Source organism: Chromobacterium subtsugae, assembly GCF_035919665.1.
In the GTDB taxonomy this organism is placed as follows: Bacteria; Pseudomonadota; Gammaproteobacteria; order Burkholderiales; family Chromobacteriaceae; genus Chromobacterium; species Chromobacterium subtsugae.
In genome coordinates this window covers 2,037,107-2,063,025 of record NZ_CP142381.1, presented here as the reverse complement: position 1 = coordinate 2,063,025, position 25,919 = coordinate 2,037,107, and the positions used below count along the sequence as shown (strand labels likewise).

The following is a 25,919-nucleotide window of genomic DNA, read 5'->3' as shown; positions in this document are numbered from 1 at the left end:
AAACTCCTTATTATCAATATTCACGCACTGCAATCATGCCGGTCAGGTTCGATGCGAAAACGTTCGCTCCGCGCGCATCCCCACGCCCAGCAAATCTCGATAAGCGACAATCCCCGGTTCCACCCCATAGCGCGCCGCGGTCCGCCGCGCCTGCGCGCGCATGGCGGGGTCATCCGCGCGCAAAGCCTCCCTCACCCGCCCGATCAAGGCTTCTTGGTCGAAAAAGCTGGTCAGATGCCCGTTGACGCCGTCGCGGATCACCTCGCGCAGCGGCGCGGTGTCCGACGCCACGATGCGGCAGCCGCTGGCCATCGCCTCCAGCAGGCTCCACGACAGCACGAAGGGATAGGTCAAATAGACGTGCGCCGCCGACACCTGCAGCGCCTTGCGGTAGACCTCGTACGGCACCTTGCCGAGGAAATGCACCCGGTTCGGGTCGACCGGGTTTTCCCGCAGCAGCTTCTCCCGCCAGTTGGCGGCATCGGCCGGCGCATTGCCGTAGCTGACGCCGTCGCCGCCGACGATCACCACTTGGCAATCGGGCTCGGCCCGCAATAAATCCGGCAGCGCGCGCATGAAGATGTGGAAGCCGCGGTAGGGTTCCAGATTGCGCGCGACGTAGGTGACGATCTTCTGCCCGGCGCGCAATTCGCGGCCGTTCGGCAGCGTCAATGCCGCCGATGGATCCGGGCCCAGCCGTTCGGCGTGGATGCCCTCGTGCGCCACCCGCAGCTTGGCGCGGTAAGCGGCCGGGTGCAGGCTGTGCTGCCAGTGGGTGGGGCAGATGCCGGCGTCGCAGTTTTCCAGATTGAGCAGATGCAGCGCATTGCGGGCGCGCAGCCGCGCCGCGCCATCCAGGCTGAGCGGGAATTCCGGGTCGAAATCGGCGTCGGCCCCCTGGCCGTGGTAGAAGAATTCGCAGTAGTGGATCAGCCGCGCGTTCGGAAACAGGTCTTTCAGGAACAGCGTCTCGCCCCAGCCGGGGTGGGCGAGGATCACGTCGGGCCGGTAGCCGCGATGGGCCAAGGGCTGCAAGCTGCGCAGCACCGCCTGGCCGTGCAGCACCGCGTCCTCGTAGCTGATCAGATAGGGATGGGTTTCCCGGCTGGGCCGGCGATGCGGCTTGTAGCGCAGCAGCCGCACGCCTTGCAGGCCGGGCGCGGTGTCCCGCCCCACCGCCAGCAGGTCGATGCCGGGCCGGGTTTTCAGATCATCGGCGATGTGGCGCAGTTGGCCGGGGAAATTCTGGTGGATCAGCAGGATCTTCATCTCAACGCTCCCGCATGCCTTCGCCGATGTGCTCCTGCAGCGGGCTGAGGAAGTAGTCGATCACCCGGCGCTTGCCGGTCTTGATCTCGGCGCTGACCGCCATGCCGGCGCTCAAGTTGACGCGCGCGCCGTCTATCAGCAGATGGCCTTGCTTCAGCCGGATGCGGGCGGGGAACAGCAGACCGCGCTTTTCGTCCTGCTGCGCGTCGTGGCTGACGGTTTCCACCACGCCGTCCAGATAGCCGTAGCGGGTGTAGGGAAAGCTTTCCACTTTCACCGTCACCGCCTGGCCGGGCCGGACGAAGCCGATGTCCTTGTTCTCGATCTGCGCTTCCACTTCCAGCGTCTCGTTGGCGGGCACCACGGCCAGCAAGGGCTGCGCTTCGGTGACCACGCCGCCGACGGTGTGGATGGCCAGCTGCTGCACGCTGCCGGACACCGGCGCGGTGAGTTGGGTCAGCGCCTGGCGGCGGCCGGTTTTCTTCATTTCCTCGCCGGATTGGCTGGCCTGCTCGCGCGCTTCGCGCAGCTTGCCCAGCGCGTCGCTGCGGAAGTTGGCGGTCAGCGCTTGCAATTCTTCGCGCTGGCCGGCGATGGCTGCGGCCAGCTCCTGGATGCGGCTTTGCTGGCTGGCCAGGTCGCCCTGCTGCTCGATGCGCGCCTGCTGCTTGTCCAGATAGGCGTGCCTGGAGATGAAATTCTTGTCCAGCAGCTCCTGGTAGTCGTGCTCGCGCGCCTCGGCCAGCCGCGCCGTGCCTTGCAGCTTGCGCACCTGCTGGCGGGTGGTAGAGAGTTCCGCCTCGCGCTGGCGCAAGGTGGCCTGCAGCGCCTCGCGCTTCGCCTGGTAGGCGCGCCACTGGCCGACGGCCAGGGTTTCCTCGCTCAGTTGCTTGGCCGGATCGACGCCGTCCAGCTTCTCCAGCTGCGGCAGCCGGCCATTGTCCAGCGCCGCCAGCAGCGCCTGGTAGCGGGCGGCGGCCAGGCGGGCGGTTTCCAGCGCGTCGCCGGCCTTGCGGTTGTCGGCGCCGGCGGCGGTGGCGTCCAGCTCGATCAACAACTGGCCGGCCTTGACCAGCTGGCCGTCGCGCACGTGGATGGCCTTGACCACGCTGGGCTCCAGCGGCTGGATGATCTTGGTGCGGCCGCCGCTGACGGTCTTGCCGCCGGCGACGGCGACGATGTCCAACTGGCCGATCAGCGCCCACAAGAACATGCAAAGACACAACGCGACGATCACCCGCATGCTCCAGCGCGGCAACGGCGACACCGGGCTGTCGGTCAGTTCCAGGTGGGCGGGCAGGAAGGCCAGTTCGTCCTCGCTGCGCGGCTTGGGGTCGAGCTGGTGGCGGATGGACCAATATTCGGCGAAGGCCTGGCGGTAGCGGCGCAGGAAATCCCGCAATGCCTCAATCTGCTGCTTCATCGCGGCTTATCCTTGCTGCAGGCTGTGGAGGTGGGCGTAGTAGCCGCCCGGTTTCTGCGCCAGCTCGGCGTGGCTGCCGGCCTCGACGATCACGCCCTTGTCCATCGCGATGATGCGGTGGGCGCCACGCACGGTGGACAGGCGGTGGGCGATGATCAGCACCGTGCGGCCCTGGCAGATGGCGCGCATGTTCTGCATCACCGCGCGCTCGGACTCATAGTCCAAGGCGCTGGTGGCCTCGTCCAGAATCAGGATGCGCGGGTTGCAGACCAGCGCGCGGGCGATGGCGATTCGCTGGCGCTGGCCGCCGGACAGGCTGGCGCCGTGCTCGCCGACCATGGTGTCGTAGCCCTGGGCCAGCTCCATGATGAAGTCATGGGCGCCGGCCAGCTTGGCGGCGCGGATCACCGCGTCCAGCGGCATGCCGGGATCGGACAGCGCGATGTTGTCGCGTATGCTTTGGTTGAACAGCAGGTTTTCCTGCAGCACCACGCCGATCTGGCGGCGCAGCCAGGCCGGATCGGCCAGTGCCAGGTCGTTGCCGTCCACCAGCACGCGGCCGGACTCCGGCACGTACAGCCGCTGCACCAGCTTGGTCAGCGTGCTCTTGCCGGAACCGGAGCGGCCGACGATGCCGATCACCTCGCCCGGCCGGATCTCCAGGCTCAGCTTGCGCAGGATCTCCGGGCCATCGGGGCGGTAGCGGAACACCACCTGGTCGAACTCGATCTTGCCCTGGATGGGCGGCAGCGCCGCGCGGCTGGCCGGCAGCTCGGTGCGGGTATTGAGGATGTCCCCCAGCCGCTCCACCGAGATGCCCACCTGCTGGAAGTCCTGCCACAGCTGAGCCAGGCGCACCACCGGCGCCGCCACTTGTCCGGCCAGCATATTGAAGGCGATCAGCTGGCCGACCGACAGATCGCCGCCTATCACCAGCTTGGCCCCCAGCCACAAGGTGGCCACCGTCACCAGCTTCTGGATCAGCTGCACGCCGTTCTGGCCGATATTGGCCAGCCGCGTCACGCGGAAGCCGGCGGCCACGTAGGCGGCCAGCTGCTTGTCCCAGCGCCGGGTCATGTGCGGTTCCACCGCCATCGACTTGATGGTGCCGATGCCGCCCACCGACTCCACCAGGAAGGACTGGTTGTCGGCGCCGCGGGCGAACTTCTCGTCCAGCCGCCGGCGCAGCACCGGCGTCAGCAGCGCCGACCAGGCGGCGTAGCACGGCAAGGAAATCACCACGATCAGCGTCAGCCAGCCGCTGTAATAGAACATCACCGCCAGGAACACGAAGGAGAACAGCAGGTCCAGCACCGTGGTCAGCGCCTGGCCGGTGAGGAAATTGCGGATGCTGTCCAGCTCGCGTACCCGCGCCACCGTGTCGCCGACGCGGCGCGCCTCGTAATAGGCCAGCGGCAGCGCCAGCAGATGGCGGAACAGCCGCGCGCCCAGCTCCACGTCGATGCGGCTGGTGGTGTGGGCGAACACGTGGCCGCGCAAGGCGGACAACACCACATTGAACACCGACAACAACAACAGGCCGACGGCGATCACGTCCAGCGTGTTGAAAGCGCGGTTGACCAGCACCTTGTCCATCACCACCTGGAAGAACAGCGGCGTCACCAGCGCGAACAACTGCAGCGCGAAGGACACGCCCAACACCTCCAGCAGCAGCTTGCGGTACTTGACGATGGCCGGCACGAACCAGGTGAAGTCGAACTTGGCCAAGGCGCCGGCCGCCGACGCGCGCGATGCCGCCACCAGCAGCCGGCCGTCGTAGCGCGCCGCCAGTTCGTCCAGGCTCAACACCACGGGACGTCCCTGCTTCAGATCATGGATCAGCGCCTTGTCGCCATCGCAGCGGGCGACGATGAAGTGCTCGCCATTGACCGCCAGCGCGAGCGCCGGCAAGGCCATCAGGCCGATGCGCTCCAGCGGTTGCTTGACGATCTTGGCCTTCAGTTCCAGCTGCTTGGCGGCAAGGAGGAGATCGGTTTCGGAAAAGCGTTCGGCGCTGCGGCCAAACTGGTGGGAGAGCTGCGCGGGGTCGGCGGCGATGCCATGGAACTGGGCCAGCAACACCAGGCCCAGCAAACCCAGATCATGCGGAACAACCTGCTCCGGAACATCCTGAGCGCTTTGGTATTTCATGAAAATTAACAATAATCCAGTTATTTTTCATATTTTTTAACAACTGCGACAAAGCGTCAACGGACAACCCCGGTGCAAAGCCGATTAATTGCGCTTGAAAATTACCAATTCAGAAAAAACAAGGACAAAATAGAACATTAAACGCCACGTCAATGGCAGAAAATAGCCAAAATTCACACAACTCAACGGCGCAGCCGGCCGGTTGCGGCATCCGGCCCGTACAGACTCCATTCGCTGATCAGCAGCATGCCGTCGCTCGCCGCCACCAGCAACTGATCGGCTTGCGAATAAATCAGGCTGCCCGGCGCGAAGCCATGGCTTTCCACCCAGCCTTCGGCGCGGTGGATGAAAATGGTGATGTTGTTGATGGTGGCCGCGCATTCGAAATCGCCGAAGGCGCGCAACTGGCGCTGCAAGTCGGCCACCGGCCGGGTGAAATCGAGCATGCGCTCCTGTTCGCTCCACAGCGGCCAGTAACTGCCCCCCTCCGCCTGCGGCGCGGCGTCGCGCCATGACGCTTCGAAATTGTGCGCCACCGTCCGGCTCAGCCGGTAAAGCGCGAGTTGCAGCTTGACGTCCAGCGTCTGGTGGCTTTCCGTTTCCGACAATGGAAACCGCTCCTGCGCCAGCACCTCGCCGGTATCGAAATCCGCGGCCACCTTGTGGCAGGTCGCGCCCCATTCGCGGTGCCCTTCCAGCAGGGCCCGCACCTGCGGGTACGGCCCGCGCGCGATGGGCAGCGGCGAAGGATGGAAATTGACCGCGTATTTCAGATAGGGCGTCCAGTCCGGTATGCGCCAGTTGTAGCTGGCCACCAGCAAGGCCTCGCAACCCTGTTCGGCCAGCTCCTGCAAATCCCGCGGCTGCATCGGCGACAGCTGCAGCGGCAGCTTGCGCTGCTCGGCGAAAGCCAGGGAAGCCTTGTGATGGTGCATGCGGTGGTCCACCGGCGTGCAGAACACTTTGACAGGCTGCCAGCCTGCCTGCAGGAAAACATCCAGCACCGGCTTGAAGCGGTCGGACAGGGTAATGGCGAAACGCATGGCATCCATTTCCGGCAAGCGGGGAGAAACGCCCCCGATAGCCTCGTTATACCATCCGCCTTCCGGCCGCCGGCGCCGATGACACGCAAATTAACAGAAGCCCGCGCCGGCGCGCGAAATTCAAGCCTGGGCCGCGTCCAGCCAATCGTCGAAGGCCTGCAGCAACCGCGCGATGCCGGCTTCGGCGGTGCTTGGGCTCATCAACAGCATATTGTGGAACGGCGTGATCAACAGGCCGCGGTTGAGCAGGTGCAGGTGGATGCAGCGCTCAAACTCTTCGTCCTGCCAGGCGCCGGCCTCGCTGCCGTTGCGCGGCGGCCGCGGCGCGAACTGGAATTCGCAGCGCGCCCCCAGCTGCGTCACGCACCATGGCAGGCCGCGGCGGGCGAACAATTCGCGCAGGCCCTGCGCCAGCCTCCCTGCGCGCTCAAACATGATCCGGTAATTGTCTTCGGTCATCACTTCGGCCAGGTTGGCCCGCATCGCCGCGCAGGCCAACCGGTTGGCGCTCAGCGTGGTGCCGATGCCGGAGTGACCGGGCGGCGCGGCCCGCTTGGCCTGCTGCGCCCTTTGCGCCAGCTCGGCGCTGAAGCCATAGGCGGCGGCCGGCAACCCGCCTGCCAGCGGCTTGCCCAGCACCAGCAGGTCGGGGGCCAAACCGTGCGCGGCGGCATAGCCGCCGGGGCCACAGCTGATGGTATGGGTTTCGTCCAGCAGCAACAGGCTGCCGCGGCGGCGGATGATGGCCTGCGCCTGCTCCCAGTAGCCGGGATCGGGCAGCACCATGCCGATATTGGTCATCGCCGGCTCGGCCAGCACGCAGGCGACGCGGCCATCGGCCAGCGCGGCGTCCAGCGCCGCCAGGTCGTTGAACTCCGCCACCCGGGTATGCTCGGTCAACGGGTAGACCTGTCCCAGCAGGCTGGCGCGCGGCCGCGCCGCGCCGTCGACCAGGTCGACGAACACATCGTCCACTGTGCCGTGGTAGCAGCCGTTGAACACCAGGATCTGGTCGCGGCCGGTCATCGCGCGGGCCCAGCGGATGGCGAAACGGTTAGCGTCGCTGGCCGACAGCGTGAACTGCCACGCCGCCATGCCGAAGCGGCGGGACAATTCCTCCGCCACCCACAACGCGTCCTCGCCGGGCAGCATGGCGGTCAGGCCGCGCGCCGCCTCGCGCGCGATCGCCGCCGCCACCGGCGCCGGCGAGTGGCCGAACATCGCGCCGGTGTCGCCCAGGCAGAAATCCACGTATTCCAAGCCGTCGGCATCGGTCAGCGCGGCGTCGCGCGCTTCGGCGATGAACAGCGAGCACGGCGTCGGCCAATCGTCCATCCAGTGCAGCGGCACGCCGAACAACAAGTGCGCCCTCCCCCGCTCCGACAGCGCCAGCGAGCGCGGGTGCCGCGCCAGGAAGCCGCGTATTTCCCGCTCATGCCACGCGCGGGCCTTGTCCAGATCGATGCCGTGCCGCACTGCCATATCCGCCTCGCCGTCCGCGTTTCACACGCCCCCAGTATGCCAAACCCAGGCGGCGCGCGACAAAAAGCCCGGAGGGGCTGCGCCGCTCCGGGCCAATCACTGCAATGAACAGGTGTTCAGCGCAGGGGCAGGTGCCCCGTCAGCGTGTTCACTTGCCTGATCGCGCGGACAAAGCGCGCGTGGGCGCGGGATACGGTGGATTCGCTGATGTCCATCTGCTGGGCGGCGGAATAACCGGTCATGCCCTCCACTTCCATCAGCCACACCGCCTCGCGCGAGCGCTTTTTCATGCCGATCAGGTCGGCCACCACATTGAAATCGTCGATTTTCATGATGCTCCTCCCAGTGTCGGCGCCGTGCAGCCCTGGACGCCGGCCTTGTCGCGCCACGAAATGCGCGGGTGCCATCCCAGCATAGATGCTTGCAAAAAAAATGCAGGCACGCGCGAGGCCACGCCAAGCCGATTTTTGGAATATTTAAAAATAACAAATCACACAAATACATATTGTGAATATTTTATTTTAAATAAACACCATTATTTGCAACACTATTCCAATGAATTTTTCCACCCGCCTCGCTCGGCCGGCTCGCCGGCCATTCAACAAAAACACAAGGAAACAATCATGAGCATGGAAAACCAAGCCGCGCCCGACAGCCGCGTCATCAACGTGCGCGACAGCGACAGCCGCACCGAAATCGATACCGACCCCAGCCTGGGCCGCATCGCGGACATCCATTTCCCCGATACGCCCGACTACACCGTGCGCGGCATGGTGCGCCAGGGCGACGACCTGTTAGTCCAGTTCGGCAATAACCAGCAGCTGGCGCTGAAGGGCCACTACCTGGGCGCGGACCATCAATTCGGCAAGATGAGCTTCCAGAGCTATGCCAGCTGGACCTACGAAATGATGACCCAGCGCTTCGGCCTGAGCGTCGAAGGCGCGGGACCGTTCCACTTCACCGACGCCGGCGAAACCATCACCGGCAATGATCAAAACAACGCCCTCTACGGCGAAGGCGGCGACGACGTGCTGCGCGGCGGCGCCGGCAAGGACACGCTGGTGGGCGGCGCGGGCGCCGATGGCTATGCCTTCGCCCCGGGCGACGGCCAGGACATCGTCGATGCCTACAGCGCCGGCGCCGGCCGCCAGGACAGCATCCACATCAGCGCCCCGCTCTCCATCGTCGACAAGCTGACGCGGCAAGGCGACGATCTGACGCTCAGCTACAACCAGACCGACAGCATCACAATCAAGGGTTTCTTCCTGGGCGCGGACCACCAGATCGCCAGCTTCAACTTCTTCGACGCCGGCCAAATCAGCGCCTTGAGCTACGAAGAACTGGCGCAACGCTTCCCGCCGCAGATACTGGGCACCTTGGGCGACGACACCCTGGCCGGCACCGACGGCAACGACCTGCTGCAAGGCGGCCTGGGCGATGATTTGCTCATCGGCGGCAAGGGCGACGACACCCTGGAGGGCGGACCTGGCAAGGACACCCTGATCGGCGGCCGCGGCAACGATCTCTTCGTGCTGCGCGCCGGCGACGGCCGCGACGTCATCGACGCTTTCGACGACTCCGCCGACCGTCTCGACACCCTGCTGTTCCAGGATGTCTCCCCCGACAGCATCCGCAACGTCCGCCGCCAGGGCGACGACCTGGTGTTCGAATACGGCCCGCAGCAGCCGTACCCGGGCCTGGGCAGCCAGCCCGACCAGGTGACGCTGAAGGGGCACTTCCTCGGCGCCGAGCACCAGATCAGCCAGATCGCCTTCAATGACGGCACCCGCTGGAGCTATGAGCAGCTGGCGGCCAAGCTGCCGATCGCCGTGGTCGGCAACGACACCAGCTCGCATTTCACCGACGCCAATGAAACCATCCACGGCAGCGGCGGCGACAACGCCATCTACGGCATGGGCGGCAACGACCTGCTGCTGGGCGGCCTGGGCGACGACTTGCTCGACGGCGGCAAAGGCGACGACACCCTGGAGGGCGGACCCGGCAAGGACACCCTGATCGGCGGCCGCGGCAACGACCTCTTCGTGCTGCGCGCCGGCGACGGCCGCGACGTCATCGACGCTTTCGACGACTCCGCCGACCGCCTCGACACCCTGCTGTTCCAGGATGTCTCCCCCGACAGCATCCGCAACGTCCGCCGCCAGGGCGACGACCTGGTGTTCGAATACGGCCCGCAGCAGCCGTATCCGGGCCTGGGCAGCCAGCCCGACCAGGTGACGCTGAAGGGGCACTTCCTCGGCGCCGAGCACCAGATCAGCCAGATCGCCTTCAACGACGGCACCCGCTGGAGCTATGAGCAGCTGGCGGCCAAGCTGCCGATCGCCGTGGTCGGCAACGACACCGACTCCCGCTTCACCGACGCCAATGAAACCATCCACGGCAGCGCCGGCGACAACGCCATCTACGGCATGGGCGGCAACGACCTGCTGCTGGGCGGCCTGGGCGACGACTTGCTCGACGGCGGCAAAGGCGACGACACCCTGGAAGGCGGCCCCGGCAAGGACACCCTGATCGGCGGCCGCGGCAACGACCTCTTCGTGCTGCGCGCCGGCGACGGCCGCGACGTCATCGACGCTTTCGACGACTCCGCCGACCGTCTCGACACCCTGCTGTTCCAGGATGTCTCCCCCGACAGCATCCGCAACGTCCGCCGCCAGGGCGACGACCTGGTGTTCGAATACGGCCCGCAGCAGCCGTATCCGGGCCTGGGCAGCCAGCCCGACCAGGTGACGCTGAAGGGGCACTTCCTTGGCGCCGAGCACCAGATCAGCCAGATCGCCTTCAATGACGGCACCCGCTGGAGCGGCGACGAACTCGCCAGCCGCTTCGCCGTGACCATCGCCGGCAAGGGCGGCTCCTACCGCTTCGGCGACGCCAACGACAATGTCGTCGGCAGCGCCGGCAACGACACGATCTACGGCATGGGCGGCGACGACCTGCTGCAGGGCGGCGCCGGCAACGATCTGCTGGATGGCGGCGACGGTGACGACACGCTGGAAGGCGGCCTCGGCCGCGACACCCTGGCCGGCGGCGCCGGCGACGACCTCTACCTGCATCCGCGCGACAGCGGCGACGACCTGATCCGCGACAATCAGGGCAGCAACCGCCTGCAACTGGGCGAGATGAGCGACAGCCTGTGGCTGTCGCGCCGCGGCGACAACCTGGAAATCAGCCTGCCCTACGCGCAAGGCAAGGACAAAGTCACCGTGGAAAACTGGTTCCGCGGCGCGGAGCACCAACTGGAGCGGATCTCCAGCGCCGACGGCAAGACCTTGCTGGCCGGCCAGGTGGATGCGCTGGTTTCCGCGATGGCGGCGCTGGGCGGCGACGCTCCGGGCGCCAGCGCCATGACGCAGTCGCTGCAGCAGGAGCCGCTGCACGCGCTGGTGGCCTCCAGCTGGCACTAAGCGCAAACGCGCTCGTCCGGCCCCGCCGCTTAATGCGGCGGGGCTTTTTCATTCCCCCTCCGGCTGCGGCCCCGGTTGGCTCCGCCAACGGGCGAACCCGGCCAGCCCGGGTTCAAGCATGCGCCGAGCCCGCCGCCTTGCGGTAAAGACTGCGCCGCAGCGGATAAAGACAAAGTTTCCAGCCAGAACCAGCCCAGTCCGCCCCCCATCCCTGGAAGCAAGCCGGCATGGGTTTTCCGGCCGTCAAATTAGTTAGTTTGCTAATTAACAAATTGACCGCTACAATCCGTTTACATCACCACTATCGGAACCCGGCCCGCCGGCCGGTACACCCCATGGAAGAAATCGATTTATTGCGCCTGAAGCTGACCAGCAGCCTGCGCCCGCTGGGCGTGCTGTGGCGGCATATCGCGCAGGAAGCGCTGACCGCTCACGGCGTTTCGGTATCGGGCGGCTCCGCGCTGCTGTTCATCGGCCGGCTGGGAGAAGGCGTCAGCCACCGCGCGCTGGCAGACGAGCTGGGCATGGAGCCGGCCTCCCTGGTCCGCATCGTCGATCAGCTGAGCCAGGCCGGCTTGCTGCGACGGGAACAGGGTTTGCAAGACCGCCGGGTGAAAACCTTGTGGTTCACCGACGCCGGCCGCGAAGTCACCCGCAAGATAGAAACGGAACTGGTGGCGTTGCGCGCGCGCGTGCTGGCGCCGCTCAGCCAGGCCGACCTGGAAGCCGCGCTGCGGGTATTCCAGGTGCTGGAACAGGCGGCGCAAACCCGCGTCCCCGACGACCCGATGCTGGACCCGCCCCATGATCGCGCTGCCCGCTAAACGCGACTGGCTGTTCTCCGCCCGCACCTTCGCCGCCGCGATGCTGGCGCTGTACATCGCGCTGGCGCTGGGCCTGCCGCGGCCCAGTTGGGCGATGGGCACCGTCTACATCGTGTCCCATCCGCTGATCGGCGCCACCCGTTCCAAGGCGGTGTACCGCGTGTTCGGCACCCTGCTCGGCGCAGCCGCAGCGGTATGGGTGGTGCCGCCGCTGGCAGGCCAGCCCGTGCTGCTGAGCCTGGTGGTCGCGCTGTGGTCCGGCTCCCTGCTCTACCTGTCCATGCTGGACCACACGCCGCGCCACTACCTGCTGCGGCTGCCGGCCTACACCATGCCGCTGATCGCGCTGTCGGCGGTGTACGCGCCGGAAAACGTGTTCGACATCGCCATCGCCCGCAGCGAGGAAATCGCCCTCGGCATCGTCTGCGCCAGCGTGATGGCGGCGCTGGTGCTGCCCACCCGGGTATCCGCCGTGCTAAGCCCGCGCGTGGACGGCTGGCTCAAGGACGCCGCCGCCTGGGCGACCGACACGCTGGGCAGCGCGCCGCAGCCGCCATCCGCCGGCCGCAATCGGCTGGCTGCCGACCTGCTGGCCTTCGACCAATTGCTCACCCACCTCTCCTACGACGCCGCCAGCCGCAACGCCGAGCGCACCGCGGGCGAGCTGCGCGCGCGGATGAGCATGCTGCCGCCGCTGCTGTCCTCGCTGTCCGGCCTGCTGGCCGAATTGCGCAACACGCCGCAAGGGCCGTCGCCGGCACTCGCCCAGTTGATGGAGGCGATGGCCGACTGGCTGGGCTATCCCGTCGACAACCCCTGGTTTCTGAGCCAGGCGCGCGCGCTGCGCCGCCAGCTGGACGACCCGCCGCCTGCCGGCGGCTGGCCGTCTTTGTTGGAAAGCACGGTGCGGATGCGGCTGAAATCGCTGGTCAATCTGTGGCAGGACTGCCTGACGCTGCGCGCGCTGATTTCGCGCGGCGCGCCGCTGTGGGACTGGCGGCCGGCTTACCGCCGCTGGGAAGTGGGCGTGAAGGCCCGCCACTACGATTACGGCCTGCTCGGCTTCGCCGCCGCCAGCGCCGCGCTGGGCATTTTCCTGGGTTGCCTGGCCTGGATCGCGCTGGGCTGGCAGGACGGCGCCAACGCGGTGGTGCTGGGCACGGTCGCCTGCTGCCTGTTCGGCGCGATGGACGAGCCGGCGCCGATGCTGCGCACGCTGTTCGTCGTCAATACCGTCTGCACCATGCTGGCCGGCCTGCTGCTGTTCGCCGTGCTACCGGCCGTGCATGAATTCGAGATGCTGGCGCTGTGCCTGGCTCCGCCCTTCCTCTTGGGCGGCGCGCTGATGAACCAGCCGCGCTTCGGCCCGGTGGCGATGCTGCTGGTGGTGTTCACCGCCAATCTGATCGGCCTGCAGCAAAGCTACAACGCCGACTTCCAGTCCTTCCTCAACAGCAATCTGGCCGGCGCGGCCGGCATCCTGTTCGCGCTGGTCTGGACCCTGGCCACCCGCCCCTTCGGCGCGGAGCTGACGCTGCGCCGCCTGATCCGCGCCAACTGGCGCGACCTGGCGCAAAACGCCGCCGGCCGCCACGGCGGCGACTACGAGCGGCTGACCGCGCTGATGCTGGACCGCCTGTCGTTGCTGGCGCCGCGCCTGGCCGCCGACGGCGCCGACTCGTCCGCCGGCTTCCGCGAACTGCGGGTGGGCTTCAGCGCGCTGGACCTGCAACGCGACGAGCACCGCCTGGCCGGCGCCGCCCACCAGGCGGTGGACGCGGCGCTGCAAGGCGTCAGCGAGCACTTCCGCGCCTGCGCCGAAGCCGACCGCTATCTCGACGCGCCCGGCGCCTTGCTTGGCCGGCTGGACGCCGCCATCGCGCTGACCCTGGCCGATGCCGCGCGCGAAGCCCGCAACGCGCTGGTGGAAATGCGCGTATCGCTATTCCCCGACGCCGCGGGCTGCCAGCCGGCGTCGCCCGTTTCCGGAGCCCAGCCATGATAGGCGAAATCAATTTCTACGGGGTGTACTTCCCCAGCCTGCTGGTGATGATGCTGATCGCCTTCGCCGCCAGCAGCCTGCTGTGCCGCGCGCTGGCCCGCCTGGACCTGTACCGCGCGGTGTGGCACCGCTCCCTTTTCAATTTCGCGCTTTACCTGATCGTGCTGGGCGGCACGATCGCGCTGTTTCACAGGTGACATCATGAACAACCGCATTCGCAAAGCCGGGTCCGTGCTGCTGACCCTGGCCACACTCGCCGTCGCCATCGTGGTGGTGCGGCATATCTGGGTTTATTACACCGACGCGCCGTGGACGCGCGACGGCCATATCGCCGCCGACGTGGTGCAGGTGGCGCCGGACGTGTCCGGGCTGATCACCGAGGTGAAGGTGGCCGACAACCAGCTGGTCAAGAAAGGCCAGGTGCTGTTCGTGGTGGACCGCGCGCATTACGAACTGGCGCTGCGCCAGGCCGAAGCCGCCCTCGCCGCGCAGCGCGCCACGCTGGCCCAGGCCCGCCGCGAAGCCGCGCGCAATCACTCGCTGGCCGACCTGGTGGCCGCCGAGGCCCGCGAAGAGGGCGACGCCAAGGTGCAGCTGGGCGAGGCCACGCTGGCCGCCGCCGAGGCCGCCGTCGGCGTGGCCCGGCTGAATCTGGAGCGCACCGAGGTGAAAAGCCCCGTGGACGGCTACCTGAACGACCGCACGCCGCGCGCCGGCGATTACGCCGCCGGCGGCCGCGCGGCGCTGTCCATCGTCGACGCCCGCTCCTTCCATGTCGACGGCTATTTCGAGGAAACCAAGCTGGGCGGCGTGGCGCCGAACCAGCCGGTGGACATCCAGATCATGGGCGAATCGCGCAAGCTGCGCGGCCACGTGCAGAGCATCGCCGCCGGCATCGAAAACCGCGACCGCAGCAACGGCGCCTCGCTGCTGCCCAACGTCAACCCCACCTTCAACTGGGTGCGGCTGGCGCAGCGCATCCCGGTGCGCATCGCGCTGGACGAAGTGCCGGCCAATTTCCGGCTGATCGCCGGCCGCACCGCCACCGTGTCGGTGCGGCAGGGAGGCCGCTCATGAAAGCCGCGCTGAAGCTGAGCGCGCTGAGCCTGGCCGGCGCGCTGGCCGGCTGCGTCGCCGTCGGCCCGGATTACCATCTGCCTTCGCAAGCCGCGCTGGGCAAGCCCGCCGCCAACGCCGCCTTCCAGTCGGCCAACCATGCGGCCTTCGCCCAGCAGCCGGTCCCCGCCGGCTGGTGGCGGCTGTATGACGACGCCAGGCTGGACAGCTTGGTGGAGGAAGCGCTGACAGCCAACGCCGACATCCGCGCCGCCGCGGCCAATCTGCGCAAGGCGATGGCGGTGGAAGCCTCGGTCAACGCCGAGCGCGATCCCCACGCCAGCGTGTCCGCCACCGTCCAGCGCAGCCAGGATTCCGGCGAGGCCTACCTGCTGGAGAAAAAGCTGCCGGTGGCCAATGTCGGCGACGGCGGCCTGCAAATCGGCTACGAGATCGACCTGTTCGGCAAGCTGGCCCGCGCCGAGGAAGCCGCCCGCGCCGGCACCCAGGCCACCGAGGCGGCGATGGATCTGGCGCGGACCACGGTGGCGGCGGAAACCGTGCGCGCCTATGTCCAGGGCTGCGCCGCCGGACACCAGCTGGCGGTGGCCAGGCACGAGCTGGATCTACAGAACCGCGGCGTGGCGATGGCCAAGCGGATGCAGTCCGCCGGACGCGGCCGCGCCACCGATGTGGAGCGCGCCCAGGCCCAGGCCGACATCCAGCGCGCCGCGCTGCCGCGCCTGCAGGCGGAGCAGGACGCCGCCCGCTTCCGCCTGGCCGCGCTGCTGGGCAAGGCCCCGGCCGAGCTGCCCGCCGCCGTCTGCTCGGCCCTGCCCCAGTTGAAGCAGCCGCTGCCGGTCGGCGACGGCGCGGCGCTGTTGAAACGCCGGCCGGACGTGCGCGAGGCGGAGCGCAAGCTCGCCGCCGCCACCGCCCGCATCGGCGTGGCCACCGCCCAGCTCTACCCCAGCGTCAGCCTGGGCGCGTCGGCCGGCTTCACCGGCCTGCTGGAACACGTGGGGGAAGACCGCACCCAGCGCTGGAGCCTGGGGCCGCTGATCAGCTGGACCATCCCCGACAGCGGGGCCCGCGCCCGGGTGAAGGCGGCCGAAGCCGACGCCGACGCGGCGCTCGCCCATTTCGACGGCGTGGTGCTGAACGCGCTGCGCGAGACGGAAACCGCGCTGACCTTCTACGCCAAGGATCTGGAGCGCAACGCCGACCTGCGCTCGGCGCGCGACAACGCCCATGCCGCCGCGCAGGACAACCGCCGGCTGTACGCGGCCGGACGCGCGCCCTACCTGGCCAGCCTGGACGCCGACCGCGCGCTGGCCGGCAATGAATCGGCGCTGGCGGCGTCGGACGCGCAAGTGGCGCTGGATCAGGTCAGCCTGTTCCTGGCGCTGGGCGGCGGCTGGGAGCAGGCGCCGCGCTGAACCTAGCAATCGAACAGAACGACAACAAGATGAAACAGGAAGTGATTTTTCTCAGCGAAGGCCTGGAGCTGGTCGGCCATCTGTACCGTCCCGCCGACTATCAACCGGAGAAGCGCTACCCGGCCATCGTGGTCAGCCATCCGTTCACCGGCGTCAAGGAGCAGGTGGCGGGGCGCTATGCCGAGCGGCTGGCGCAGGACGGCTATCTCGCGCTGGCGTTCGACACCGCCTACCAGGGCGAGAGCGAGGGCCTGCCGCGTCATCTGAAAACGCCCCATTCGCGCGCGGAAGGGATCAAGTCGGCGGTCAGCTATCTGTCCAACCTGCCTGATGTCGACCCCGGACGCATCGGCGCGCTGGGCATCGCCGCCGGCGGCGGCTACGCGGTGTTCACCGCCCGCACCGACCCGCGCATCCAGGCCGTGGCCACCGTCAACGCGGTTTGCCAAGGCAGCCTGCTGCGCGACGGGCTGAACGGCAGCCGCTCGTCCGAACAGCTGCAGGGCCTGCTAGCCGCGGCGGCGGAAGACCGCACCGCCCAGGACCGCGGCGAAGCCGCCGCCACCCGCAGCGCTCTGGCGGAAACGGCGCAAGCGGCGGCCGAACAACCGCAGCGCCTGCTGCGCGAGGCCTACGACTACTACCGCACGCCGCGCGGCCATCATCCCAACGCGGAAAACCGCTTCGTGCTGTCCGGGCTGGACGCGCTGGCCGGCTTCGACGCCTTCGCCCGCATCGACATGCTCGCCCAGCGGCCGCTGCTGATGATAGCCGGCGCCGACGCCGACACCCGCTACTTCAGCGAACGGGCCATCGCCGCCGCCGCCGAGCCGAAGGAGCTGTGCCTGATCGCCTGGGCCTCGCACTTCGACCTGTACGACCGCGAGCCGTGCGTGGCGGCCGCCGCAGCCAAGCTTCAAGCCTTTTTTGACCTGAGCCTGGCCTAGCCGGCCAGCAGCGGCGCCGCCTCATTGGCCGCCGCCGGCGCTCCCCGCAGCGCCGGCAAGCCGTGGCTGGCGCGCGCCTTCAGGCATTGCGCCGAACCGGCCTCCACTTCGCGGCAGGGACTGGGCCGTAGCGGATACACCCCACAGCCGACGCTGTCGCCCACCTCGCCCTGCAAGGCGGCGCAGCGCGGGCTGGCGGACCAGGTGCCGCGCATGCAGCGGGTCCAGTCGTTGAGCTTTTCGGTGAGATGGCTGGGCACCAAGCCGCCGCCGTCATCGGCTTCGGCCCAATAGAAAGATACGCGGAAGCTGGCGCAGCACGCGCCGCAGGATTGGCAGGGATTGCTTTTTTCACTCATGGCAAGCAAGAAAAACAGGTTGCGGATCGCGCCCGGGATGGGCGAATGAAATGCTATCCGAGTATTCTGTCAGGCCTGCTTGCCGTCCTCAAGTAAAACTATTTTGATGCATGCCGCTCCAGCCAGTCGGCGATGCCCTGCCCAGCCGCGCGGCCGCTGGCGAAGCAGGCAGTCAGCAGATAGCCGCCGGTGGGCGCTTCCCAATCCAGCATCTCGCCGGCGCAGAACACGCCGGGCAGCGCGGCCAGCATCTGCCTCTCATCCAGCGCGGCAAAGCTGACGCCGCCGGCGGTGCTGATCGCCTCGTCGATGGGCCGCGCCGCTTTCAGCGTAACAGGCAAACGCTTGATCGCCGCCGCCAGCGCCGCCGGATTCTGGAAGCTGTTCTTGTCCAGGCATTCGCGCAATATGCCGGCGCGCGCGCCCTTCAGGTTCAGCCGGCTTTGCAGATGGCTGGACAAGGAGCGCGAGCCGCGCGGATGCGACACTTCGGCTAGCACCCTGGCCTCGTCCCAGGCCGGGATCAGGTCCAGGTGGCAGGTGGCGGAGCCGGCGCGGGCGATCTCGTCGCGCAGCAGCGCCGAGCAGGCGTAGATCAGGCTGCCTTCGATGCCGCTCTTGGTGATCACGCACTCGCCGACGCGCTGGAATGCGCGGCCGTCGCCGCCCTGAAAAGCCAGGCCGACCGACTTCAGCGGCTCTCCGGCGAACTTGTCGGCGAAAAATTCGCTCCAGGCGGCGTCGAAACCGCAATTGGACGGTGCCAGCGGCGCGGTGGCCACGCCCTTTTCCGCCAGCCACGGCAGCCAACGGCCGTCCGAACCCAGCTTCTTCCAACTGCCGCCACCCAGCGCCAGCAGCGTCGCGTCGGCGCGCGCCGCCAGCTCGCCGCCCGGCGTGTCGAACTTCAGGCTGCCGTCGGCGTTCCAGCCCTGCCAGCGGTGGCGCACATGAATGCGCACGCCGGCTTCGCGCAGCCGGCTGAGCCAGGCGCGCAGCAACGGCGCGGCCTTCATCTCGCGCGGGAACACCCGGCCGGAGCTGCCGACGAAGGTTTCCACCCCCAGGCCATGCACCCAGGCGCGCAGCGCGTCGGCGTCGAAATCCTTCAGCAGCGGCTCGATCTGCTGAGCGCGGTCGCCGTAGCGGCCGACGAAGGCCGGGTAAGCTTCGGAATGGGTGATATTGAGGCCGCCGATCCCGGCCAGCAGGAATTTGCGGCCGACGGATGGCATCGCGTCGTACACATCCACCGCGCAGCCGCGCGCGGCCAGCACCTCCGCCGCCATCAGGCCCGCCGGGCCGCCGCCGATGATGGCGACGCCGCGCCCTGCCTTTTCACTCATATCCGCTCCCCAAACCGCTGAATTCGTTCCGTTTTCACAATAGCCCTCGCCGCCGCAGCCCGGCGGCGAGGGCGCGATTGTTGCAGAAATCGCCGATAAACCCAAGCGCCGGCCCGCCTTTCACGCGCCAGAGCCGCTTGGCAAGCCTTATCCGCGCATTGTTTGATCCAGGCCAGACGCCTGGCAACCGCCGCCGACTAGAATTCCCACGGCATAGCTCCGCCCGCATGGCGGCGGCGACAAACCAAGGAGACGGGGCCCACCACCCCGGGAAGCGATGAGAAAATTTTCCGATTGGCCGATCTGGCTGCGTCTGACCGGCGCGATCTGGACCTGCCTGGTATTGGCCTGGAGCGGCTTGATCGCCTGGGAAACCCAGGCCAGCCGCCAGATCGCGGTAGAACAGGCCAAAGACCTGGCGCACAGCATGAATGAAATGACGCTGGCCGGCCTCACCGGCATGATGATCACCGGCACCGTCGGCCAACGCGACGTGTTCCTCGATCAGATCCGCGAGCTGTCGGCAGTGCGCGACCTGCGGGTGATACGCGGCGATCCGGTCAACCAGCAGTTCGGCCCCGGCAATGCCGGCGACAAGGCGCGCGCTGGCGATGCCCTGGAGCGCGCTGCCCTGCAAGACGGCAAACCGCGCATCGAGATCGAATCCACGCCGGAACAAGGCGAACAATTGCGCGTGGTGTATCCGGCGCTGGCCTCGCCCAATTATCTGGGCAAGAACTGCATGACCTGCCACCAGGTGGCGGACAAGACCCCGCTGGGCGCGGTCAGCATGCGCATCTCGCTGGAAAAGCCGTATGCCGCGGTGGACAGCTTCCGCACCCAGAGCATCCTGTTCGCGCTGCTGGCCTCGCTACCGCTGCTGGCGGTGGTCTACCTGTTCATCCGCCGCTTCGTCACCCGGCCGCTGCAGGAGATGTCGGCCGGCTTGGCAGAGCTGGCCCAGGGCGAAGGCGACCTCACCCGTCGCCTGCCGGCCGCGCACAGGGACGAAATCGGCACCACCGCCAGCCACTTCAACCGCATGCTGGCCACGGTGGCCGACCTGGTGCGCCAGGTCAGCGATTCGGCCAACGCGGTGGCGCAATCGTCGCGCCGCCTCTCCGGCGGCGCCAATCAGCTGGCCGCCAGCTCCCACCGCCAGAACAGCCAGTCGCTGGCCGCCGCCGAAGCGGTGGAACAGCTGGCCTCGCACATCGGCGAAATCGCCGGCCAGGCGGAGCAGGTCAGCAACGGCGCCGAAGAAAGCCTGCAGCGCTCGGAACAGGGCCGGCAAAGCCTGCGCCAATTGCAGCAGGAAGTGGGCCAGGTGCAAGAAGCGGTGCAGTTGATGGCCCAGGCTGAAAGCGACCTGGCCAACTCCACCGCCATCATCACCACCATGACCCGCGAGGTGCGCGAAATCGCCGAACAAACCAATCTGCTGGCGCTGAACGCGGCGATAGAAGCCGCCCGCGCCGGCGAGCAGGGCCGCGGCTTCGCGGTGGTGGCCGACGAGGTGAGGAAGCTGGCGGAGAAGTCGGCCAAATCCGCCAGCGAGATCGATACCGTCACCGGCTCGCTCAACAGCAAGACCGACGCGGTGCGCCAGGCGGTGGCCGCCAGCCTGGCGTCGCTGGACGCCAGCCGCCAGTCGGCCGACAGCGTGGCCAGCGTGCTGGCCGCCGGCAACCAGTCGGTGGCGGAAGTGCGCGGCGGCCTCAGGCAGATCGTGGAAGTCACCGAGCAGCAGCGCCGCACCAGCCAGATGGTCAATGAGAGCATAGACGCCATCGCCGACATGGCGCGCACCAACGACGCCGACATCCAGCAGACGGTGGGCGCGGCCGAAGAGCTGGAAGCGCTGGCGCAGCGGCTGACCGATTCGGTGTCGCGCTTCAAAGTGTGAGCCTATCCCGGCAGAAACGAGCGCATCTGATACAACTAGATAGGAAGACCCCAGCGCCCGGCTTCGCCGGGCTTTTTTTCACGCGAAATGCGCCGGGCATTTGGCCGCGAGCCTCACTGCTGTTACACTGCCCAGCCTTTAGCCAACCGCGCCAAGTCATTGTGAAACCAGCCGCTTTTTCCACCCTGCCCCTGCCCGCCCCCTTGCTGTCCAACCTGGACAGCCTGGGCTACCACCAGATGACCGCCATCCAGGCCGCCAGCCTGCCCGCCATTCTGGAAGGCCGCGACCTGATCGCCCAGGCCAAGACCGGCAGCGGCAAGACGGCTGCGTTCGGGCTGGGCCTGCTGGCCAGCCTCAATCCGCGCTGGTTCGGCGTGCAGGCGCTGGTGATGTGCCCGACGCGCGAGCTGGCCGACCAGGTGGCGCAGGAAATCCGCCGCCTGGCGCGCGCCATCGACAACATCAAGGTGGTGACGCTGACCGGCGGCTCGCCGATGGGCCCGCAGATCGGCTCGCTGGAGCACGGCGCCCATATCGTGGTGGGCACGCCGGGCCGGCTGCAGGACCACCTGTTCCGCGAAACGCTGAACCTGAGCGGCGTGAAGACGCTGGTGCTGGACGAGGCGGACCGCATGATAGACATGGGCTTCATCGAGGAGATCGTCGGCATCGTCCGCGCCTGCCCGAAAACCCGCCAGACCCTGCTGTTCTCCGCCACCTACCCGGAAGACATCCGCAAGGCCAGCTCGCAGTTCCTGAGAAACCCGGTGGAAGTGAAGGTGGAGTCGCTGCACAACGCCGACCACATCGAACAATGGTTCTACAAGGTGAAGCCGGAAACCCGGCTGGAGACGGTCAGCCGCATCCTGCGCCATCTGCGCCCCACTTCGGCGCTGGCCTTCTGCAACACCCGCGAGCGCTGCAAGGAATTGGTGCGTGAGCTGCAGGAACAGGGCTTCAACGCGCTGACGCTGCACGGAGACCTGGAACAGCGCGAGCGCGACCAGATCCTGCTGCGCTTCGCCAACAAGAGCGCCACCGTGCTGGTGGCGACCGACGTGGCGGCACGCGGCCTGGACATCAAGGAACTGGACGTCGTGATCAACGTCGACGTCACCCATGATCCGGAAGTGCACATCCACCGCATCGGCCGCACCGGCCGCGGCGAGCAGCACGGCCTGGCGCTGACCCTGGCCACCGACAGCGAGGCCAAGCGCCTGGTGCAGATCGAAAACTACCAGCAGGCCGACCTGACCTGGGCCGACGTGGAAGAGCTGACACCTGCGCCCGGCGGCCCGCTGCTGCCGCCGATGGTGACGCTGGAGATCGCCGGCGGCAAACGCGAAAAGCTGCGCCCGGGCGACCTGCTGGGCGCGCTGACCGGCGACGCCGGCTTCGCCGGCAGCCAGATCGGCAAGATCAATATCTTCGAATTCGCGAGCTTCGTCGCGCTGGACCGCGCCATCGCCGAACAAGCGCTGGCCAAGCTGTCGCAATGCAAGATCAAGGGCAAGCAATTCAAGATGCGGCTGGTCGGCTGATCCATTCCGCCATCAAGAAAAAGGCCATCCCGCGGGATGGCCTTTTTTGCTGGCTGGCGCAACGCAAAATCGGCACTTAGTACGGCCGGTCGCCCAGTATCGTCGCCCGGTGCATCACCCGCCGCGCCGGCCGGTAGTCGTCCACCGCGTAGTGGATGGTGCAGCGGTTGTCCCAGAACGCCACGTCGCCCGGCTGCCAGCGCCAGCGTATCGAAAACTCCGGCTTGGACTGGTGGGCGAACAGGAACTGCAGCAAGGCCTGGCCCTCGGCTTCCGGCAGATCGTTGACCGCGACGGTGAAGCCCTCGCTGACGAACAGCGCCCGGCGGCCGCTTTCCGGGTGGATGCGCACCAGCGGGTGGCTGATCGGCGGATGCTTGCGCCGCGTCTCGTCCCAGCGGCGGCGGTCTTCGTCGGTGACGCCGTAGCGCGCCAGCGGGAAGGATTTGGCGAAATCATGCACCGCGCTCAGGCCTTCCAGCCTGGCCTTCAGGCTGGCCGACAACGCTTCGTAGGCGGCGATGCCGCTGGCCCACAGCGTGTCGCCGCCCAGCTCCGGCAGCTCGCGCGCCGCCAGCACTCCGCCCAGCGGCGGGGTTTCGATGAAGGTGACGTCGGTGTGCCAGATCGCGTTGTCCTGCAAATCCACCACATCGGTGTCCAACACCATGATCTCGCGCGCCTCCGGGTGCTGCGGATAGATCGGGTGGGTGTGCAGGTCGCCGAAGCGCACCGCGAAATTGCGCTGCTGCAGCGGGGTGATGTCCTGGCCGCGGAAAAACAGCACCTGGTAGCGCAGCAGCGCCTCGTTCACTGCCCGACGCTGCTCGTCGTCCAACGGCCGCGCCAGGTCTATCCCCTCCACCACCGCGCCCAGCGCCGGGCTCAGGCGGGTCAATTGCAAACTCATGCGTATCCCCTCTTGTATTTAGTCTTGTTGTCCATGCCAAGGCGCCAGCCGGCGCTGCAAGGCCCGCAGACCCAGCTCCAGCGCGAAGGCCACCGCGGCGATCACCAGGATGCCCAGCACCACCACATCGGTGACCAGAAACTGCGCCGCCGACTGCACCATGAAACCCAGCCCGCGCGTGGCCGCCACCAGTTCCGCCGCCACCAGCGTGGACCAGCCCGCGCCCAAGCCGATGCGGATGCCGGTCAGGATCTGCGGCAGCGCCTCGGGCAGCACCACCAGCCACAGCAACTGCGCGCGGCTGGCGCCCAGGCTTTGCGCGGCGCGCAGCCGGTTGCGGCTGACTTGGGCCACGCCATGGCGGGTGGCGATGACCACCGGCGCCAGGATGGCCAGGAAAATCAGCAGCACCTTGGACAGCTCGCCTATGCCGAACCAGATCACGATCAATGGCAGGTAGGCGAGCGGCGGCACCGGACGATATGCCTCCAGCATGGGATCAAGCAAGCCCTGTGCCAGCCGGCTGCGCCCCATCAGCGCGCCCAGCGGCACGCCGACCGCCGCCGCCGCCATCAGCGCCAGCGCGATGCGTTGCAGGCTGGCCTCCAGGTGCTGCCACAGCGTGGCGTCCATGAAGCCCTGGCCGGCGACGACAAACAGCTTGTTCAATACCGCCTCCGGCGCGGGCAGAAACAACGCCGGCACCCAGCCGCTGTGCGCCAGCAGCCACCAGCCGCCCAGCAGCAATGCCAGGCTGGCAACGCCCAGCCATAGCCGGGAGGGCTCGCGTTCCCGCCTCGGGCTGCCCTCGATCCGAGAGGAAACGGACAACAACTCCGCCTCCGCCGTGGTTTCAATGCCGCTCATGCCCATGCCTCTTGTCTGCGCTGGGCGAACACGTCGGCCAGCAGTTGTTCTCTCAGCGCGATGAATTCCGGATCGGACTTGATCGCCCGCGCGCTGTCGCCGGCGCGCCAGCGGCGGCTGAACGGCGGGCGCAGCGTCTTGACGATGCGGCCCGGCCCCGGCGACATCAACACCAGCTCGGTGGCGAGGAACAGCGCCTCTTCGATGTCGTGGGTGATCAGAAACACGCTGCCGCCGGACTCCGCCCATACCTTGAGCAGCAGCTCCTGCATCTGCTCGCGGGTGAAGGCGTCCAGCGCGCCGAAAGGCTCGTCCATCAGCAGCGTGCCGGCGCGGCCGGCCAAGGCGCGGGCGATGCCGACGCGCTGCTTCTGCCCGCCGGACAGCTGCCAGGGGTAGCGGGCGCCGGCCTCGGCCAGGTCCACCTGTTCCAGCGCCTTCTGCGCCAGCTCCCGACGCTCGGCGCGCGGCACGCCGCGCAGACGCAAGCCGAAGGCGACGTTGTCCAGCGCGTTCAGCCACGGCAGCAAGGCGTGCTGCTGGAACACCACCGCGCGCTCCGCGCCCGGCCCGGTTACCGGCGCGCCGCCGAAGCGCACGCTGCCGGAATCGGGAAACTGGAAGCCGGCGAACAGATTGAGCAAGGTGGTCTTGCCGCAGCCCGACGGCCCCAGCGCCACTGCCAGCTCGCCCGGCCCCACGTTCAGCGACACCCCGTCCAGCGCCGGTTGCGCCTGGCCGGGATAACGGACCGACACCCGGTCGGCGATCAGGGCGGCCATGTTTAGCGCGCCGTCTTGACGAAGCGGTTGGTCACGTAGGGGCCGTAATCCGGCTGCAGCGATTCCACCTTGCCCTGCGCCTTCAGAAAGGCCGCGGTCTTGCCCACCGCCGCCACGAACGGCGATTGCAGCAGCGCGGCCTGTTCGTCGCGGCCGAGGAAGCGGTTGCCCTTCAGCCCCACCACCACGTCCGGCGCGGCGGCGCCGGTCAGCCGGCTGATCTTGGCGATATTGGCGGCGTTGGCGATGAAGGCCTGCGGATTCGCCTGGTAGCCGGCGATGGCGTCCAGCGACACCTTGGCGAAGCGGGAGACGAACTCGGGATGGGCGGCGGCGAAGTCCTTGCGCACCACCCAGATGTCGTAGGTGGGCGCCCCCCACTTGGCCACCTCGGCCGAGCTGGTCAGCACCGCGCCGCCGGGCTTGATCTTGCCCAGCGCCGGGTCCCAAACGTAGGCGGCGTCGATGTCGCCGCGCTGCCAGGCGGCGGCAATCTCGCCGGGGCGCAGATTGAGGATATTCACCTTGGCCGGGTCCACGCCCCAGTGGTGCAGCGCGGCCAGCAAGCTGTAATGGGTGGTGGAGACGAAAGGCACCGCCACCTTCTTGCCGATCAGATCCTGCGGCTTGGCGATGCCGCTGCCCTTGCGCGCCACCAGCGCCTCGGCGGAGCCGATTTCGTCGGCCACCAGGAAGGTTTCGATCGGCAGGCCGCGGCTGGCGGCGGCCGCCAGCGGGCTGGAGCCGATATTGCCGATGGCCACATCGCCTGAAGCCACCGCGGCGATCAGGTCGGCGCCGCTGTCGAACTTGCGCCAGTTGATGCGGCTGCCGGTGGCTTTCTCATAGGCGCCGTCGGCCTGCGGCACCTTGGTGGGGTCGATGCCGGTCTGGTAGCCGACGGTGATGGCATCCGCCGCCGCAGCGACGCCCGAAACGGCCAATGCGGCGGAAAGGATCAGTTTGAGAAATGCGCGCGGTTTCGCCATGGCTTGTCCATTTGGTACGAGTTGGAAATATCGTACCAATCTAACAAGCCTACCTCCATAGGCTAAATGCTGATTTATAAAAAGCTTTACACTTTATTGAATATACTCGATGACCAACCCAATGCTTCACGCCCAGAGCAGCAAAAAATTCGACT

The 25,919-nt window shown here is 67.7% G+C and carries 21 protein-coding genes; 9 read left to right on the top strand and 12 right to left on the bottom strand.

Annotated elements, in window-relative coordinates:
* Positions 1 to 42: 42 nt before the first annotated feature.
* The 6 genes from U6115_RS10215 to U6115_RS10190 all read right to left on the bottom strand — a co-directional run bounded on the left by U6115_RS10215 (position 43) and on the right by U6115_RS10190 (position 7,700).
* Complete coding sequence (locus U6115_RS10215; protein WP_047237490.1) at positions 43 to 1,269, bottom strand: glycosyltransferase family 4 protein; 1,227 nt, start codon at positions 1,267 to 1,269, stop codon at positions 43 to 45.
* 1 nt (position 1,270) lies between these two features.
* Positions 1,271 to 2,692 carry an HlyD family type I secretion periplasmic adaptor subunit gene (locus U6115_RS10210; RefSeq protein ID WP_043581522.1) on the bottom strand — a complete coding sequence of 474 codons (1,422 nt, stop codon included), beginning with the start codon at positions 2,690 to 2,692 and terminating at the stop codon, positions 1,271 to 1,273.
* 6 nt (positions 2,693 to 2,698) lie between these two features.
* Positions 2,699 to 4,843 (bottom strand): type I secretion system permease/ATPase, encoded by a 2,145-nt coding sequence (locus tag U6115_RS10205; RefSeq protein ID WP_047237489.1) that lies wholly within the window; start codon positions 4,841 to 4,843, stop codon positions 2,699 to 2,701.
* Between the two features lie 182 nt (positions 4,844 to 5,025).
* A complete protein-coding gene (locus tag U6115_RS10200) occupies positions 5,026 to 5,886 on the bottom strand; it encodes a methionyl-tRNA formyltransferase (RefSeq protein ID WP_043581520.1) in 861 nt (286 codons plus the stop codon).
* A 120-nt stretch (positions 5,887 to 6,006) separates the two neighbouring features.
* On the bottom strand, positions 6,007 to 7,368 hold the full coding sequence (locus tag U6115_RS10195; RefSeq protein ID WP_043581518.1) for an aspartate aminotransferase family protein: 1,362 nt from the start codon (positions 7,366 to 7,368) through the stop codon (positions 6,007 to 6,009).
* A 116-nt stretch (positions 7,369 to 7,484) separates the two neighbouring features.
* Entirely contained in the window at positions 7,485 to 7,700 is a 216-nt protein-coding gene (locus U6115_RS10190) for a sigma factor-like helix-turn-helix DNA-binding protein (RefSeq protein WP_043581516.1), read from the bottom strand.
* A gap of 291 nt (positions 7,701 to 7,991) precedes the next feature.
* Between U6115_RS10190 and U6115_RS10185 the strand changes: the two genes are divergently transcribed.
* From U6115_RS10185 to U6115_RS10155, 7 genes are all read left to right on the top strand, one after another.
* The gene (locus U6115_RS10185; protein WP_059184267.1) at positions 7,992 to 10,793 is read left to right on the top strand and encodes a calcium-binding protein; all 2,802 of its coding nucleotides are present in this window, start codon (positions 7,992 to 7,994) and stop codon (positions 10,791 to 10,793) included.
* Between the two features lie 335 nt (positions 10,794 to 11,128).
* Positions 11,129 to 11,617 carry a MarR family winged helix-turn-helix transcriptional regulator gene (locus U6115_RS10180; protein ID WP_043577249.1) on the top strand — a complete coding sequence of 163 codons (489 nt, stop codon included), beginning with the start codon at positions 11,129 to 11,131 and terminating at the stop codon, positions 11,615 to 11,617.
* Complete coding sequence (locus tag U6115_RS10175) at positions 11,598 to 13,619, top strand: FUSC family protein (protein ID WP_043577251.1); 2,022 nt, start codon at positions 11,598 to 11,600, stop codon at positions 13,617 to 13,619. Before U6115_RS10180 ends, U6115_RS10175 begins: the two co-directional genes overlap by 20 nt.
* Complete coding sequence (locus tag U6115_RS10170; RefSeq protein WP_043577254.1) at positions 13,616 to 13,816, top strand: DUF1656 domain-containing protein; 201 nt, start codon at positions 13,616 to 13,618, stop codon at positions 13,814 to 13,816. Before U6115_RS10175 ends, U6115_RS10170 begins: the two co-directional genes overlap by 4 nt.
* Positions 13,817 to 13,820: 4 nt before the next feature.
* Positions 13,821 to 14,696 (top strand): efflux RND transporter periplasmic adaptor subunit, encoded by an 876-nt coding sequence (locus U6115_RS10165; RefSeq protein WP_043577255.1) that lies wholly within the window; start codon positions 13,821 to 13,823, stop codon positions 14,694 to 14,696.
* Positions 14,693 to 16,114: an efflux transporter outer membrane subunit gene (locus tag U6115_RS10160; RefSeq protein WP_043577257.1), complete on the top strand. Its 1,422-nt coding sequence runs from the start codon at positions 14,693 to 14,695 to the stop codon at positions 16,112 to 16,114. The genes U6115_RS10165 and U6115_RS10160 overlap by 4 nt, the downstream gene beginning before the upstream one ends.
* Before the next feature lie 29 nt (positions 16,115 to 16,143).
* Positions 16,144 to 17,061: an alpha/beta hydrolase gene (locus U6115_RS10155; RefSeq protein WP_043577260.1), complete on the top strand. Its 918-nt coding sequence runs from the start codon at positions 16,144 to 16,146 to the stop codon at positions 17,059 to 17,061.
* Here U6115_RS10155 and U6115_RS10150 read toward each other — a convergent pair.
* Together U6115_RS10150 and U6115_RS10145 are read right to left on the bottom strand one after the other, a co-directional pair.
* A complete protein-coding gene (locus U6115_RS10150; protein WP_043577263.1) occupies positions 17,058 to 17,420 on the bottom strand; it encodes a YkgJ family cysteine cluster protein in 363 nt (120 codons plus the stop codon). The genes U6115_RS10155 and U6115_RS10150 overlap by 4 nt on opposite strands.
* Positions 17,421 to 17,518: 98 nt before the next feature.
* Positions 17,519 to 18,766: a TIGR03862 family flavoprotein gene (locus U6115_RS10145; RefSeq protein ID WP_043577265.1), complete on the bottom strand. Its 1,248-nt coding sequence runs from the start codon at positions 18,764 to 18,766 to the stop codon at positions 17,519 to 17,521.
* 277 nt (positions 18,767 to 19,043) lie between these two features.
* Here U6115_RS10145 and U6115_RS10140 point away from each other — a divergent pair, with 277 nt between their 5' ends.
* Together U6115_RS10140 and dbpA are read left to right on the top strand one after the other, a co-directional pair.
* Entirely contained in the window at positions 19,044 to 20,672 is a 1,629-nt protein-coding gene (locus U6115_RS10140) for a methyl-accepting chemotaxis protein (RefSeq protein ID WP_047243744.1), read from the top strand.
* Positions 20,673 to 20,833: 161 nt separating this feature from the next.
* Positions 20,834 to 22,216 (top strand): ATP-dependent RNA helicase DbpA, encoded by a 1,383-nt coding sequence (gene dbpA, locus U6115_RS10135; protein WP_043581189.1) that lies wholly within the window; start codon positions 20,834 to 20,836, stop codon positions 22,214 to 22,216.
* Between the two features lie 76 nt (positions 22,217 to 22,292).
* Here the strand turns inward: dbpA and tauD are convergent, their stop codons facing one another.
* The 4 genes from tauD to tauA are packed head-to-tail and all read right to left on the bottom strand — an operon-like array spanning position 22,293 to position 25,764.
* Positions 22,293 to 23,126: a taurine dioxygenase gene (gene tauD, locus U6115_RS10130; RefSeq protein ID WP_043581187.1), complete on the bottom strand. Its 834-nt coding sequence runs from the start codon at positions 23,124 to 23,126 to the stop codon at positions 22,293 to 22,295.
* An 18-nt stretch (positions 23,127 to 23,144) separates the two neighbouring features.
* A complete protein-coding gene (gene tauC, locus U6115_RS10125) occupies positions 23,145 to 23,993 on the bottom strand; it encodes a taurine ABC transporter permease TauC (protein WP_080770365.1) in 849 nt (282 codons plus the stop codon).
* Positions 23,990 to 24,775: a taurine ABC transporter ATP-binding subunit gene (gene tauB / locus U6115_RS10120; RefSeq protein WP_043581185.1), complete on the bottom strand. Its 786-nt coding sequence runs from the start codon at positions 24,773 to 24,775 to the stop codon at positions 23,990 to 23,992. Before tauB ends, tauC begins: the two co-directional genes overlap by 4 nt.
* 2 nt (positions 24,776 to 24,777) lie before the next feature.
* Positions 24,778 to 25,764 (bottom strand): taurine ABC transporter substrate-binding protein, encoded by a 987-nt coding sequence (gene tauA / locus U6115_RS10115; RefSeq protein ID WP_043581183.1) that lies wholly within the window; start codon positions 25,762 to 25,764, stop codon positions 24,778 to 24,780.
* Positions 25,765 to 25,919: the final 155 nt, after the last annotated feature.

Bases quoted from the DNA above. Each gene is read 5' to 3' on its own strand.
- tauA (WP_043581183.1), bottom strand. From the start codon at position 25,764: ATGGCGAAACCGCGCGCATTTCTCAAACTGATCCTTTCCGCCGCATTG.
- U6115_RS10190 (WP_043581516.1), bottom strand. From the start codon at position 7,700: ATGAAAATCGACGATTTCAATGTGGTGGCCGACCTGATCGGCATGAAA.
- U6115_RS10175 (WP_043577251.1), top strand. From the start codon at position 11,598: ATGATCGCGCTGCCCGCTAAACGCGACTGGCTGTTCTCCGCCCGCACC.
- U6115_RS10200 (WP_043581520.1), bottom strand. From the start codon at position 5,886: ATGCGTTTCGCCATTACCCTGTCCGACCGCTTCAAGCCGGTGCTGGAT.
- U6115_RS10215 (WP_047237490.1), bottom strand. From the start codon at position 1,269: ATGAAGATCCTGCTGATCCACCAGAATTTCCCCGGCCAACTGCGCCAC.
- tauD (WP_043581187.1), bottom strand. From the start codon at position 23,126: ATGAGTTTGCAATTGACCCGCCTGAGCCCGGCGCTGGGCGCGGTGGTG.
- U6115_RS10145 (WP_043577265.1), bottom strand. From the start codon at position 18,766: ATGAGTGAAAAGGCAGGGCGCGGCGTCGCCATCATCGGCGGCGGCCCG.
- U6115_RS10195 (WP_043581518.1), bottom strand. From the start codon at position 7,368: ATGGCAGTGCGGCACGGCATCGATCTGGACAAGGCCCGCGCGTGGCAT.
- U6115_RS10170 (WP_043577254.1), top strand. From the start codon at position 13,616: ATGATAGGCGAAATCAATTTCTACGGGGTGTACTTCCCCAGCCTGCTG.
- U6115_RS10180 (WP_043577249.1), top strand. From the start codon at position 11,129: ATGGAAGAAATCGATTTATTGCGCCTGAAGCTGACCAGCAGCCTGCGC.
- U6115_RS10205 (WP_047237489.1), bottom strand. From the start codon at position 4,843: ATGAAATACCAAAGCGCTCAGGATGTTCCGGAGCAGGTTGTTCCGCAT.
- U6115_RS10165 (WP_043577255.1), top strand. From the start codon at position 13,821: ATGAACAACCGCATTCGCAAAGCCGGGTCCGTGCTGCTGACCCTGGCC.
- U6115_RS10160 (WP_043577257.1), top strand. From the start codon at position 14,693: ATGAAAGCCGCGCTGAAGCTGAGCGCGCTGAGCCTGGCCGGCGCGCTG.
- U6115_RS10210 (WP_043581522.1), bottom strand. From the start codon at position 2,692: ATGAAGCAGCAGATTGAGGCATTGCGGGATTTCCTGCGCCGCTACCGC.
- U6115_RS10150 (WP_043577263.1), bottom strand. From the start codon at position 17,420: ATGAGTGAAAAAAGCAATCCCTGCCAATCCTGCGGCGCGTGCTGCGCC.
- U6115_RS10185 (WP_059184267.1), top strand. From the start codon at position 7,992: ATGAGCATGGAAAACCAAGCCGCGCCCGACAGCCGCGTCATCAACGTG.
- tauC (WP_080770365.1), bottom strand. From the start codon at position 23,993: ATGAGCGGCATTGAAACCACGGCGGAGGCGGAGTTGTTGTCCGTTTCC.
- U6115_RS10155 (WP_043577260.1), top strand. From the start codon at position 16,144: ATGAAACAGGAAGTGATTTTTCTCAGCGAAGGCCTGGAGCTGGTCGGC.
- U6115_RS10140 (WP_047243744.1), top strand. From the start codon at position 19,044: ATGAGAAAATTTTCCGATTGGCCGATCTGGCTGCGTCTGACCGGCGCG.
- tauB (WP_043581185.1), bottom strand. From the start codon at position 24,775: ATGGCCGCCCTGATCGCCGACCGGGTGTCGGTCCGTTATCCCGGCCAG.